This is a genomic window from Auritidibacter ignavus (genome assembly GCF_029853775.1).
Lineage (GTDB): Bacteria > Actinomycetota > Actinomycetes > Actinomycetales > Micrococcaceae > Auritidibacter > Auritidibacter ignavus.
In genome coordinates this window covers 183,428-196,642 of the sequence record NZ_CP122564.1, presented here as the reverse complement: position 1 = coordinate 196,642, position 13,215 = coordinate 183,428, and the positions used below count along the sequence as shown (strand labels likewise).

The 13,215-nt window shown below is 59.5% G+C and carries 14 protein-coding genes; 3 read left to right on the top strand and 11 right to left on the bottom strand.

Going from position 1 to position 13,215, the window contains the following annotated elements:
- Positions 1-9: 9 nt before the first annotated feature.
- The 3 genes from QDX22_RS00855 to QDX22_RS00845 form a co-directional block, all read right to left on the bottom strand.
- Positions 10-363, bottom strand: coding sequence for a DUF3039 domain-containing protein (locus QDX22_RS00855; protein WP_110098677.1), 354 nt, complete (start codon positions 361-363; stop codon positions 10-12).
- Positions 364-447: 84 nt separating this feature from the next.
- Positions 448-1,380: a co-chaperone YbbN gene (locus tag QDX22_RS00850; RefSeq protein WP_110100295.1), complete on the bottom strand. Its 933-nt coding sequence runs from the start codon at positions 1,378-1,380 to the stop codon at positions 448-450.
- A gap of 80 nt (positions 1,381-1,460) precedes the next feature.
- Positions 1,461-3,293 carry a hypothetical protein gene (locus QDX22_RS00845; protein ID WP_279717910.1) on the bottom strand — a complete coding sequence of 611 codons (1,833 nt, stop codon included), beginning with the start codon at positions 3,291-3,293 and terminating at the stop codon, positions 1,461-1,463.
- 274 nt (positions 3,294-3,567) lie between these two features.
- Between QDX22_RS00845 and QDX22_RS00840 the strand changes: the two genes are divergently transcribed.
- Entirely contained in the window at positions 3,568-4,680 is a 1,113-nt protein-coding gene (locus tag QDX22_RS00840) for an AI-2E family transporter (protein ID WP_233487814.1), read from the top strand.
- Here QDX22_RS00840 and QDX22_RS00835 read toward each other — a convergent pair.
- The gene (locus QDX22_RS00835) at positions 4,677-5,024 is read right to left on the bottom strand and encodes a hypothetical protein (protein WP_110100405.1); all 348 of its coding nucleotides are present in this window, start codon (positions 5,022-5,024) and stop codon (positions 4,677-4,679) included. The two genes, QDX22_RS00840 and QDX22_RS00835, sit on opposite strands and share 4 nt — an antisense overlap.
- Before the next feature lie 92 nt (positions 5,025-5,116).
- Here QDX22_RS00835 and nucS point away from each other — a divergent pair, with 92 nt between their 5' ends.
- Positions 5,117-5,812 carry an endonuclease NucS gene (nucS, locus tag QDX22_RS00830; RefSeq protein WP_279717909.1) on the top strand — a complete coding sequence of 232 codons (696 nt, stop codon included), beginning with the start codon at positions 5,117-5,119 and terminating at the stop codon, positions 5,810-5,812.
- Positions 5,790-6,767 (top strand): hypothetical protein, encoded by a 978-nt coding sequence (locus QDX22_RS00825; protein ID WP_110100292.1) that lies wholly within the window; start codon positions 5,790-5,792, stop codon positions 6,765-6,767. The genes nucS and QDX22_RS00825 overlap by 23 nt, the downstream gene beginning before the upstream one ends.
- A gap of 185 nt (positions 6,768-6,952) precedes the next feature.
- Here the strand turns inward: QDX22_RS00825 and QDX22_RS00820 are convergent, their stop codons facing one another.
- The 7 genes from QDX22_RS00820 to QDX22_RS00790 all read right to left on the bottom strand — a co-directional run bounded on the left by QDX22_RS00820 (position 6,953) and on the right by QDX22_RS00790 (position 13,193).
- Positions 6,953-7,303 (bottom strand): hypothetical protein, encoded by a 351-nt coding sequence (locus QDX22_RS00820; RefSeq protein ID WP_110100291.1) that lies wholly within the window; start codon positions 7,301-7,303, stop codon positions 6,953-6,955.
- 39 nt (positions 7,304-7,342) lie between these two features.
- Positions 7,343-7,630: a F0F1 ATP synthase subunit epsilon gene (locus tag QDX22_RS00815; RefSeq protein ID WP_110098671.1), complete on the bottom strand. Its 288-nt coding sequence runs from the start codon at positions 7,628-7,630 to the stop codon at positions 7,343-7,345.
- Between the two features lie 3 nt (positions 7,631-7,633).
- Positions 7,634-9,088: a F0F1 ATP synthase subunit beta gene (gene atpD, locus QDX22_RS00810; protein ID WP_110100290.1), complete on the bottom strand. Its 1,455-nt coding sequence runs from the start codon at positions 9,086-9,088 to the stop codon at positions 7,634-7,636.
- 48 nt (positions 9,089-9,136) lie between these two features.
- Positions 9,137-10,027, bottom strand: a complete 891-nt coding sequence (locus tag QDX22_RS00805) for a F0F1 ATP synthase subunit gamma (protein WP_110098669.1) — start codon at positions 10,025-10,027, stop codon at positions 9,137-9,139.
- 62 nt (positions 10,028-10,089) lie between these two features.
- Positions 10,090-11,727: a F0F1 ATP synthase subunit alpha gene (gene atpA / locus QDX22_RS00800; protein WP_110100289.1), complete on the bottom strand. Its 1,638-nt coding sequence runs from the start codon at positions 11,725-11,727 to the stop codon at positions 10,090-10,092.
- Between the two features lie 78 nt (positions 11,728-11,805).
- Positions 11,806-12,618 carry a F0F1 ATP synthase subunit delta gene (locus QDX22_RS00795; RefSeq protein WP_279717908.1) on the bottom strand — a complete coding sequence of 271 codons (813 nt, stop codon included), beginning with the start codon at positions 12,616-12,618 and terminating at the stop codon, positions 11,806-11,808.
- Complete coding sequence (locus QDX22_RS00790; RefSeq protein ID WP_110098666.1) at positions 12,618-13,193, bottom strand: F0F1 ATP synthase subunit B; 576 nt, start codon at positions 13,191-13,193, stop codon at positions 12,618-12,620. The genes QDX22_RS00795 and QDX22_RS00790 overlap by 1 nt, the downstream gene beginning before the upstream one ends.
- Positions 13,194-13,215: the final 22 nt, after the last annotated feature.

The window sequence follows — 13,215 nt, the reverse complement described above, 5'->3', positions numbered from 1 at the left end:
TGTCGGAGTTTATTTCTTGCCGCGCCCGAATCCGAAGAATCCGCGGCCACCGCGGCCCTGACCGGACTCAGCATCCCCGGACTCCATACCTTCCCAGATTTCCAGGCAAGACGGGCACATCGGGAACCGCTCTGGATCCCGTGAGGGGACCCAGACCTTGCCGCACAATGCGACCACCGGGGTGCCGTTGATCATGGCATCGGCAAGCTTATCTTTCGGCACGAAGTGTTTAAAACGTTCGTGGTCCCCGGGTTCGGTCGCTTGGCGCTGTTCTTCGCGTTCCAACACACCCGTTGACCCACCGCTAAGATCCTGCTCGGGATCCACGGAAGAGTTCAGCACGGATATCGTCTCAAAAGTCATGCCTCTATTCTAACCCTCATCACGCCCACGGGTCGCGTTCCGAGGATCCGCTCATGGCCTCGACCGGTATCTAGCCAGCTCGGTCTAGAACAAGGCCATTGCCAATTTCTTCCGAGATTCTCCCACGCGCGGGTCGTGATCGCCGACGATCTGATACAACTCGACCAGGTGTGCCCGGGCCGTCTCCCGGTCGTCACCAAAGTGGGAGGCAATAAATTTCACCAGACGGGTGAAGGCGTCCTCGACGTGACCTCCCAGCAGATCCAGATCGGCCACATCGATCTGGGCCTGGACGGCATCGGGATTCTCGGCTGCTGCGGTGCGGACCTGTTGGGCATCCATTGACTCGGTGCGTTGCAACAATTCGACGCGGGCCACCCCGGCTTTGGCGTGCTCGTCCCGGGGGTTTTGTTCCAAGACCCGCTGATAGGCCGCGATTGCACCGTGATAATCGCCGGCGGCAACAGCATCTTCGGCCTCTTGCAAATGCGGTGGCAGGTGTCCTTCAGCGTCGGCTTCGGCTGCCACCAGTGGAGGAACTGAGCCCGACAGACCGTTTTGGACTGCTACCGCGTTCAATTCATCCAACAGAGCCTTCATCTGCTCAGCAGGGGCCGGAGCATTGAGTAGCGGCATCGCTTGCCCACCCAGAATGGCCAATACCATCGGAGCTTGGGCACCACCGAAGGCCTGCAAAATTTCGGGGTGCGTGTCGACGTTGACACGACCGGCGGCAATGCGTCCGGCGCGCGCATCGATTTCTGGAACCAGAGCCTGGTCAATCTGTGCCGAAACCTCATCGGTGGCCGAACGAGCCAGGTGAATGATGACCGGAACCTGATTGGTATGCTCCAACAATTGTTGCAGACCCTGCTGATCCATATCGGTCAGCACCCAGCTGGCCTCCGATCCACCATCCGCTCCCCCAGCGGGCGAACCGGGGCTCTGTTGCTGTAGTTGCGTCAGATCAACGGCTCCGCGCGATTGGGCGGGGGTGGCACCGGTGGATTCGGTCATCTGCAGGAACTCCTGTCGTCGGGGATTATTGCCCGTGGACACCCTGGGGCCACGAGACTCGATCACGTTCTGGGCTCAGTCTACTCACTGCTGGTTTCTGACAGCGATGAGGAATACCCCACGAGCTGAATTTCACCCTCAGCCGGAATCAGCAGTGCCAGCTGTTCGCGGTACTTGAGTCGTACCTCGGTACTGTAGGTCCCCGCAGCGTCTTCCTCCGCTGTGGCTTCCTCGCCCTCGTCGGTGGCTGCTTCCTCGTCAGCGTTGTCAGAGTCGTCCAGCCCGGCAGCTACCTTGCCCACATTCACGGTGCCACCCTCTTCGGGAGTAAATGTCGTGGTCGACGAGCCCGCCCCCATCACCAACACCGAACCATCACTGAGTTTCAGTGCGGTCATCGACTCGTTATACAGGCTCCGCGTGTGAGAGACCTCAGTATTATTCTCCGACTGGGCGTCAACCTCTTGGCTTTGCAACTCATGAATTGCTTCGGTGTAGGCGTTATCGGCGACCCTGTCGGCTGCATCAGCCTCAGGGTCATCGAGATAGGCCACCACATCGGTCAAGGCATCCTTGGGTGAGGCCACCGCACCGGCGTCCTCATCCTCGGCTAATTCGGTCACGTCGGTATCGGTCAGGTCACCGGCCGGAATCTCCACACCGTCCAAGACCGGGGTATTCGCCACCAGCTGGTATTGTTCTCGGGCCGAGGGTTGAGTCAACGTCAATAATTGCGGGTATTGCGAGTCCTCATCGCTTTGCCCAGGCTCTGCGCCGGTGAGCACCATCATGGTGCGCGGGAACTGCTCCTCGGGTTCCATCCAGGCCCGTTGTATTGAGTCCTCCGAAATCGGAACAGGCGAGGAAACCTCTTCATCAATACCTCGGTTGCGATAAATTTCAGAGCGCATGGTGCGAGCTTGGGCCTGCACTCGGTGACCGAGATCCTCGACGTTTTCGGAGGCGTCACCTTTTTCGACCGCAGAATTGATCCGTCCCAGGATGGTCTCGAGCTGATCCGGGAAGACCACCGGAACCACGGCGTCCTCGGGCACCGCGGAGGCATCCTCATCAATCTGTGACTCCACCGGAGCATTATCGGGTTCCTCGGTGTTTTCTGCCTGTGCGGTGAGCACCGAGGTGGTTGCCAGGATCATGCTGGTGATCACCAGCACAGCACTCACTCGGCCCAGGGTCGAGATCGATCCGGACCCTGATTCACCCGCAGCTGGCACCTGCGCCTGCTCACGAGCCGGGGCACGGCCAGCAGCACGGCGTCCCGAAGGCTTTTTCTTCGCCTTGGACCGGAAACTCACCAGCGCCCAAATCAACAAGATCAGCCCGATCAGCACCAGTACTACGCCGATCACCATCAGCGGAGTGACCCACGGCGATTCGGTCTCATCCGTCGCCCAGGTGACCGATAGCTCGGTGGGAGCAGGGGTGGTGCCATCGGTAGCAACTAACAGGGCCCAATCGCCTTCTTCCGGGGCGGCCCAGCGCTGAGTGACTTCACCCTCCACGGTCTGGGTAGCCATCCACAGATCAGAATTGACCGGATTGGGAACCTCAGATTCCCCCTCCACGGTTTCAACAGTCACCACCGGGTCGTCGCCGGAGTCGTCGATACCGGTGATCTCGGTGTGAGCAGCATCGCCAACCCAGGCGTCAATATCCCGGCGCTGCCCCAGCATTAAGGTGAACTCGCCCTCACCGGTGAGCGTATATTCCGCCGTCTGATCGTCCTCCACCTCAATACCGGGGGTAATGATTGTCAGCGGCGCTTCCGAGTCGGAGGCCTCGACGCTGGCGGTTCTTTCCTCTGGGGGGGACCAGACGGTCTGCAACCCAACGGATACCACCATCGAGGCGATTCCGAGCACCAGAGACAAAATACCGAAAAAAACTCTCACCTTGATCTCTTCCAGATCTCTGAACGGTCACGACAGTTCCACTTAGTTTAGCGTGGATCCATCCCTAGCGAACGCACCTGCTTACCCAACACGTCGGCATCGGACACCGGTAAGGTACTGTGCACAGCCGTTGCCGTAGCGTACCGTATGAACCGTGAATCCCGAAGAGTCCGCCTCATCCTCCCAGCGCCCCGGGCTGCTCGGCCGCCTGAAATCCGGCGTTCGATCCGTGCGCGATCGATTGCCGTCACGGCCACCCCGACCACGATTTACGGTGGATGATCCTCCCGCTACATCGCAACCGGAGTCAGGCTCTACTCCCACCGAGACCGAGACCGAGGCCTTACCCACCTATAGCGCCCGTCCCATCCAGACCGGTTTCATGGTGACCATCGGGGTCGGCATCGCCTTAGCGCTGTACTGGGTCCTGTCCAATAACTGGCAACTGGTGGTGTGGATTCTGGCCGCATTGTTCATCACCCTGGGCCTGGACCCGGTGGTGCGCAAGATCGTCCACTGGGGCGCACCCCGCTCGGTGGGTGTGTTGATCGCGGTGGTGTTACTTTTGGCGGTCTTTGCCCTGCTGATGTGGATTCTGATCCCCACCGTGGTCACCCAAACTGCTGATTTCATCCAGCAGATCCCTCAGCTGGTCACCGACTTCTTAGAATCGGACATCTTCCAACGATTGGATGACCAATTTGATCTGAGGAGTACCGCGTTCACCGAACTGAATCGTTTTGTCAGTAACACCGATAATGTCACTCGACTCGCCGGTGGCCTCTTCGGGGTCGGTACCGCGATCATCAACACGGGTTTCTCGGTGCTGATTGTGATCGTTCTCACGCTGTATTTTTTGGTTTCCCTGCCCTCGATTAAGTTCTGGGCCCACCGCTTGGTCCCCTACAGCCGGCGTCGTCGTACCGAGGAACTATCGGAAAAAATCACCCGGTCCGTCGGCAATTACGTGATCGGTCAAACGGTTGTGGCCACCTTGAACGGTATTGTCGCCTTCACCGCGGTGAGCATTGCCGGGCTTCCCTTTTCGGCCTTGTTGGCCACCTTCGCCGGGTTCATGGCGTTCATCCCTCTGGTCGGGGCGGTGATCGGTGGCACCGTGATTACTCTGCTGGCGTTGCTGACCGGCTGGCAATCAGCTTTGATCTTCGCCATCATCTACTTCATCTATCTACAGGTCGAGGCCTACCTGGTCTCACCGAGAGTGATGCGACGGGCGGTTTCCATCCCGTCCTCGGTTGCGGTGATTGCCGTGATCGCCGGAGGCTCATTGCTGGGCGTGCTGGGCGCGCTGATGGCCATTCCGATTGCCGCAGCGATCATGACGCTGATCAAAGAGGTGCTCATCCCTCGGCAAGATGCGCACTAAAGTCCGAGATCCTGGCGACGATTTGTCCAACACGCTCGGTGCCAGTGCCGACGGTATTCCCCGGCCTGTTCATCGCCCATAATCCAATCCGCCCGCCAGGCCACCACGTGGGCTTGACCGGTCGGAATCCGGCGGAGACATCCCGGGCAGGTATAAGTCTTCACGGCCCGCCACGACGGAATCTCGCGCACATGCCAGTCCCCGCTGGCACTGTGTTCCAGCCGATAATTGGGGTCCAGCCCTTTCATTCCCCACTCTGGGCGATGCCCGTGTTGCTTGGTACGCTTGACACCCCGGCCAGACTTGTGGCGCTGAGACTGGCGCGGGCGGTTTCTGCGGGGCACGATGCCCATTGTGTCATATTCACCCGTGCGCGCCCAGCGCCGCCCGCTCTGCCGACTCGTGCAGGTGGTGGCCCCGCGGTACACTGGCCTGCGTGCGCTTAGTAATTGCCGAATGCTCCGTGATCTACCAGGGTCGGCTCCGTGCCTATCTGCCCCGGGCTAAACGTGTGCTGATGCTCAAAGCCGACGGTTCCGTCCTCGTCCATTCTGACGCGGGAAGCTATAAACCGCTCAATTGGATGTCTCCCCCAGCAACACTCCGCCCGACCCCGGTCAACAACACGCAACGAGAAGAAGGCATCCAACAGATCTGGACGGTGCAGTCAACTAAGTCCGACGACCGGCTCCTGATCCACCTCTACGAGGTCCTCGATGACCACACCTACGAATTAGGCCACGACCCGGGCTTGGAAAAAGACGGGGTCGAGGCCGATTTGCAACGCCTGCTGGCCGAACAGATCGACACCTTAGGCCCGGGACACACACTGGTCCGGCGCGAGTATATGACAGCCATTGGACCGATCGATATTGTCGCGAAATCCCCCCACGGAACCACCGTGGCCGTGGAGCTGAAACGCCGGGGAGATATAGACGGTGTGGAACAACTTACCCGGTATGTGGAGCTACTCAACCGTGACCCACTCTTGGCCCCGGTCGAAGGCGTCTTTGCTGCCCAACTGATCAAACCGCAGGCTCGGGTGCTGGCCGAAGACCGTGGCTTCCGCTGTGTCACTCTCGACTACGACGCAATGCGAGGCGTCGACGATGCCGAATCCCGCCTTTTCTAACGCCACCTCTCAGCACGAATCAGCTCGGCACGGAGTGGCTGACGGCCATATTCACGGCTTTGCGGGCGTGGATTTTGCGACCTCTCCGCTCGAGCGCGTTCTGGACTGCATCCAACACCTGAACGACCGCGGAACCCGGCATATCATCGCAACATTACCCACCATGGCCCCGCAGGCACTGCTCCGCCGGGTAGTCCAGCTCTCCCCCCTGGTTGACCGTCAACAGCTAGCCGGTCTTCATCTCGAAGGACCTTTTCTCAGCCCTGCAGCAGCCGGAGCGCATCCGTCGGCGTTGCTATTGACCGGTGACCAGCCCGAGGCCCGCGAACTGCTGAATCAGCTCGAGGTGATTCAGCAGCGTGCTCACCGGCCGGTGACCGTCATGACAATTGCTCCCGAGCTTCCCGGCGCCCAAGAAGTGATCGACCGTCTGCTGGCCATGGGAATTTCGCCGAGTCTTGGGCACACGGCCTGTTCGGAGCGGGAGTTTGTGACCGCTTGTGAGCGGATCACAGACAAGCTGCACGCACCGGTGCGTATCACGCACCTGTTCAACGCGATGCCGAGGTTCCACCATCGCGACCCCGGTCTTCTGCCGGCTATCTATCGGCTCGCGACCGGCGGGGAGGCCATCGTGGAACTCATCGCCGATACCCATCACGTTCATCCGCGCGCCGTGCAATGGTGCTTTGAACTGTTTGCTGATGCCATCACATTGGTTTCAGATGCCTCAGCGGCAACCTTTCCCGCTGGTGGTCACACCCTCGCGGAAACAACGGGCTATCATATGGGGCCGATTATGCTTTCCCGCGATCCCCACCGCAATCTTGCGACCGTCGCCGGGCGCAACACGTTGGCCTCGGGAGCCTGCGATGTTCCCGAACAGCTTCAACGCCTCAGACGGGCCGGAGGGATTCCGGACGCAGAGCTGACCGCTGCCGCGTGTCGGCTCTAAAGCGTGCCCAACGCCGGCCACAGGCTCGGGACGGACAAGGTATGTTTAGAAATACCTGCGACGCTGGACGCGCTCGGGGGCCTCACGCCAGTGACCGATTCCAACAGCTGGCCCGGATTCGTGCCAGGTCGTCAGCTCAGCGCAGTGATCAGCCGAGAGCGCCAGCGTTATCCGGGCTCCAGAGTCTAGGTCCAGTAGTTCCAGGCGAACATCTGAACCGGTGCGGTGGTCACTGGTGTCACGGTGTAGTTCCAAGACGTGGCGAGCCACCGAAAAATAAAATACGGTAGGGGCGAGATGGACCACACCGCCAGTACTTCCACGCTGGACTCATGGTACGAGACCACCACGCCTCGGGCCGTCGCCAGCTTCTCGCCCCCAACGGCAGTGAGCGCCTTGGCCGGGAAGGTACCGGGTGTTTTCAGCAGGGTTCGTCGCCGCCAGGCGATGATCCCTAATAACACCAGGCTGATTGCTATCACCAGGGCGAAAACCCAGGCCAGCACCAGCCCGATCGTCCCTACGCTATCGGCCAAGGCACCTCACTGAGCTGAATGTTCTTCTGCGTTGTGGAGTTAGGCACTCGGTTGTGACTCGTGCAGGCGCGCCTGCGTGGCAGCCAAGGTGACGCGATTTTCGTGAACAGAGAAGAACCCCCCGGATGCCTCTGCCACCACTGCAGACCCGTCGGCGGTCTCCACAACGACTTCACCATCACCCAGCACCGCCAGCATCGGGGTGTGGCCGGGAAGGATCCCGACCTCACCGTCAATGGTGCGAGCCGAGACAGACCGTGCCTGCCCCGACCACACCTGGTGGTCCTCAGCGACGATTTCGACGTTGAGAATATTCTCGTCAGCCATGGATTAGTTTTCCTTCTGAATCTTGGCCCACTCACGTTCCACATCGTCCAAGCCACCGACGTTATAGAAGGCCTGTTCAGCGATGTGGTCCAGGTCGCCATCGCAGATCGCCTTGAAGCCTTCGATGGTGTCCTTGATGGCCACGGTGGAACCGTCAACACCGGTGAACTGCTTCGCCGTGTAGGTGTTCTGCGACAGGAACTGCTCGATCTTCCGCGCACGCATCACGGTGACGCGATCTTCTTCAGACAACTCGTCGATACCTAGAATCGCGATGATGTCCTGCAGTTCCTTGTTCTTCTGCAGAATCTGCTTCACGCGGTTGGCAACCTCGTAGTGATCCTGACCGACATACTGCGGGTCCAGAATACGTGAGGTCGAGGCCAGCGGGTCCACCGCCGGGTACAGACCACGGGAGGCCAGATCACGAGTCAAGTTGGTGGTCGCATCCAGGTGGGCGAACACGTTAGCGGGAGCCGGGTCGGTGTAGTCGTCTGCGGGAACGTAGACCGCCTGCATCGAGGTAATGGAGTGACCGCGGGTGGAGGTAATCCGCTCCTGCAGCACACCCATTTCATCTGCCAGGTTCGGCTGGTAACCCACCGCAGAGGGCATACGACCCAGCAACGTGGAGACCTCGGAACCAGCCTGGGAGAAACGGAAGATGTTGTCGATGAACAACAGCACGTCCTGCTTCTGCACATCGCGGAAGTACTCTGCCATCGTCAGACCGGTCAAGGCCACGCGCAGACGGGTTCCCGGTGGCTCATCCATCTGGCCGAAGACCAGAGCGGTATCTTTGAGCACGTCGGCCTCGTCCATTTCAACCCAGAGATCGTTACCCTCACGTGTACGCTCACCCACACCGGCGAACACCGAGGTACCACCGAAGTTGCGCGCCACACGGGTAATCATTTCCTGGATCAGCACGGTCTTACCCACACCGGCACCGCCGAACAGGCCAATCTTTCCACCCTTGATATAGGGGGTCAGCAGGTCAATGACCTTAATGCCGGTTTCCAGCATTTCGGTCGAACCCTCAAGGTCTGCAATCGGCGGAGCTTGGCGGTGGATCGGCCAGCGCTCGGTTACCTGAAGTTCGGAGGCCGGCACATCCAGCGACTCGCCGAGCACGTTGAAGATATGTCCTTTGACGACGTCGCCAACCGGAACCGAGATCGCAGCTCCGGTGTCCTTCACCTCGGCGCCACGAACCAGACCGTCCGTGGACTGCATCGAAATAGCGCGCACCAGGTTCTCACCTAGGTGCTGGGCAACTTCGAAGGTCACAGTTTGGGTCTTGCCGTCAATCGTAATCTCGGCGGTGAGGGCGTTGTAGATCTCCGGCATAGCGTCAGCTGGGAATTCAGCATCGATCACCGGACCGGTTACTCGAGCAACGCGCCCCACCGCGCCGGCCTGCTGGCCTGTTGCAGTGTCATTAATGGTGGCAGTCATTTCTCTCACTTCACTGGTGGATGGAGTTTAGGTTTTTCGGGTTCGAACTTAGCCCAGAGCGTCTGCACCGGCGATCAGCTCGGTGAGTTCCTGAGTAATGGAAGCCTGGCGTGCATTGTTCATTTCCAACGTGTACTCGCGGATCAAATCCGTGGCGTTGTCACCAGCCGACTTCATAGCCCGCTGACGCGACGCCAGCTCGGAAGCCGAAGCCTGGAGCATGGCCGAAAAAATGCGAGACTCGATGTACTTGGGCAACAACGCGTCCAACACCTGCTCAGGATCGGGCTCGTACTCGTACAGTGGCAACAGCTCAGTTTCTTCGGTGACCTCTTCTTCCACAACTTCCAGCGGCAACAACCGCACGACCGTCGGGACCTGGGAGACCAGCGACCTGAACTCGGTGAACACGACGTGGATCTCGTCAACACCACCTTGATCGGTATCGGTCAGGAAGGCATCAACGAGAGTTTCGCCCACCTCTTTGGCGGTGGAAAATTCTGGGTTGTCGGTGTTACCGGTCCAGAGCTTTTTGTATTCGCGACGACGGAAATCGAAGTAGGCCTGAGCCTTTCGGCCGATCAGGTAAAGATCGGCTTCTTTGTTCTCGGACTTCAACCGCTCTAGCAGTTCCTCGGCGTGCCGTAGTACGTTGGCCGAATAAGCACCGGCCATACCGCGGTCAGCGGCCATGATCAGTACTGCCGACCGGGTGGGATTTTCCACCTCGGAGGTCAGCACGTGATCGATGTCCTGCTGAGAGCTCACCGCAGATACCGCACGAGTAATGGCATTAGCGTACGGAGTCGAAGCAGCCACGCGCTCACGCGCTTTACCAATACGCGAGGTAGCGATCAGCTCCATCGCGTTGAAGATTTTGCGCATGGAACCTGTCGAGGCGATCTTTTGGCGATACACCCGAATGTCAGATGCTGACATGCTTGTCCTTTCTGGCTAACTAGCAGGAGGGTCTGGATCAGACCAGGTGACTAGCTAGCTGTTCAGCGCTTCTGCTTGACGATCTTTTCCTGCGAGATGCTCTCATCGGCCATGGCCTCGTGTTCCTCGTGACCCGGCTGCACCTGGGAGTCGTTGCCCTGAGCGAGGAAGTTCTTTTTGAAGCTCTCCACCTCGGTCTTCAGCGTATCGACAATCTCGTCGGACAGCTTGCCGGTTTCGGCGATCTGTGCGGGAACTGAGGTCTGGCGACGCATGTGATCGATGAACTCACGCTCAAAGCGCGACACGTCCTCGACCGGCACCTCGTCCAAGTGGCCCTGCGAGCCGGCCCAGATCGAAACAACCTGGTCCTCCACCGGGTAGGGAGTGTACTGCGGCTGCTTGAGCAACTCCATCAGGCGGGCGCCACGGGCCAGCTGGCGACGGGTTGCCGGGTCCAGGTCGGAAGCGAACATCGAAAAAGCTTCCATGTCGCGATACTGAGCCAAGTCCAGTTTCAAGGTGCCCGAGACCTTCTTCAGTGCCTTGGTCTGAGCGGAACCACCCACGCGCGACACCGAGATGCCCACATCAACAGCTGGACGCTGGTTAGCGTTGAACAGATCAGACTGCAAGAAGATCTGGCCGTCGGTAATGGAGATGACGTTGGTCGGAATGAACGCGGAAACGTCGTTCGCTTTAGTTTCCACAATCGGCAGGCCGGTCATGGACCCGCCACCAAGTTCATCGGAGACCTTGGCACAACGTTCCAGCAACCGGGAGTGCAAGTAGAACACGTCACCGGGGTACGCTTCACGTCCCGGAGGACGACGCAACAGCAACGAGACCGCACGGTAAGCATCGGCCTGCTTGGTGAGGTCATCAAAGATAATCAGCACGTGCTTGCCGTTGTACATCCAGTGCTGACCAATAGCGGAACCGGCGTATGGGGCCAGGTACTTAATACCTGCCGGGTCGGATGCCGGGGAGGCCACGATCGTGGTGTATTCCAGTGCGCCGTGCTCTTCAAGGGTCTGGCGAACCGAGGCAATGGTGGAGGCCTTCTGGCCCACGGCTACGTAGATGCAACGGACCTGTTTGGTGGGGTCACCAGACTCCCAGTTGGCCTTCTGGTTCAGGATGGTGTCCACGGCAATCGCGGTCTTACCGGTCTGACGGTCGCCAATGATCAGCTGACGCTGGCCACGGCCAATCGGGATCATCGCGTCAATAGCTTTCATACCGGTCTGAAGGGGCTCTTCCACCGATTTACGCTCGGTCACACCGGGAGCCTGAGCTTCCAGCGGACGAGTGGTCTCCGCGGTGATCTCACCGAGGTTATCGATCGCGTTACCCAGCGGGTCCACCACACGACCGAGGAAGTTGTCGCCGACGGGAACCGAGAGCACCTCGCCGGTCCGACGTACTTCCATACCTTCTTCAATGCCCTGGAATTCACCCAGCACCACCGCACCGATTTCGCGGGGGTCCAGGTTCTGGGCCAGGCCCATCACACCGTTTTCAAAACGTAGTAGCTCGTTGGCCATCGCGGAGGGCAAGCCCTCCACGCGGGCAATTCCGTCAGCAGCTGAAATGACGTAGCCGACTTCAACACGCTCGGTGTCGGAAGGTTCATACGACTCAGCGAACTCGCTGAGGGCATTGCGGACGTCATCAGCGTTGATGGTCAAGTCGGCCATCTGCAGTCCCTGCTCTCTTCATCTCTGGTTGCTCTGCTAGCGGCAACCTCAGGTTGTCAATCTTGTCGAGTGCCGGTCTCAGCCGGCCATTTTTGTCTTGAGATCGTTCAGTCGCGCCGAGATCGAGGAGTCCACGACCTCATCGCCAACCTGAACACGAATACCACCGACCAGCTGTGGATCAACCTCAACGTTGAGAGTCAGCTCGCGGCCAAAGGCTGCGGACAGACCCCGCGCGAGACGATCCTGCTGAGACTGCTGTAGTGGTTTTGCCACCGTGACATCGGCGATCCATCGACGTTGCCGGGTTGCCACTACGTTAGCGAAGTGACGAACCACCGCAGCTGGCTTGGCACCGCGAGGAGCTTCTACCGCTTGGCGGACCAAGGCTTTGGTCTCTTCCCGGGCGTTGACACCCACCAGTTTCACGGCAAGATCGCCACGTGCACTGGCTGGTGCCTGCTGATCCGACAAAGCCCACTGCACCTCGTGGGATTCTTGAATCAGCTGGTCGAAACCCAACAGCTGTTCGGTGAGCTGTTGCAGTCCGGCAAGGCCCTCGCCTTCGGCGGAGGTAGCCGAGGCTTGTGCCGCTGCGGTCTCGATTGCATCGCCGAGTTCGCGTTCTTTCGACCAGCGCTGTCCGACCAGCAATCGCAGCACACCTAACGCGTTCGCGCCGACGTGATCGCTGAAGATACGCTCCACGAGGCCCTGTCGTTTGGTGGATTCTGCGGTAGGGTCAGCCAGGCTACGCCGCAGCGCTCCCTGCTGATCAATCACCCGAAGCGCGACAAACAGCTCGCGGGCGGTGTCCAGTCCGTTGCTGGTGAGAAAACTCTCTAGCTCGGGACTGATATTGGCCAATGAATCACTCGATGCTAGAGACATCACTCAGTTGCACCTGCACTCGTGGTCGATCCTTGGGCAGCTTCGTTGTTCTCCAGGTCCTCCAGGAACCTGTCGACAACCCGCTGCGAGCGTGCATCATCGTCCAGGGCCTCGCCGACAATCTTGGAGGCCAGGCTGGTTGCCAGAGTACCGACCTCGGCGCGCAACGACGTCACAGCCTGTTGACGCTCGGCAGCAATCTGTACTGATGCTTGTTCGTTAATCCGTGCTGCCTCTTCGCTGGCACGGGTGCGGGATTCCGAAACAATCTGTGCTGCTTCTTCACGGGCGTCTTCCCGGATCTGATGTGCTTCGGCCCGAGCATCCTGGAGCTGCTGCTGATAGTCAGCCATCATGGCGTTGGCTTCAGCTTGAGCTTTCTCGGCCCGTTCCAGACCGCCTTCAATTTCATCAACTCGCTTAGTGTAGGAGGACTCCAGCGCCGGAGCGATGAACTTGACGACGACGAACATCAGCACCAAGAAGCCGGCTGAGGTGACGATGACTTCCCACCAGTTGGGAATTAGCGGGTTTGCACCTTCAGCCGCCGCGATGATCACATTCATACCGTTCATGTGAAAACCATCCTTTGGTGTA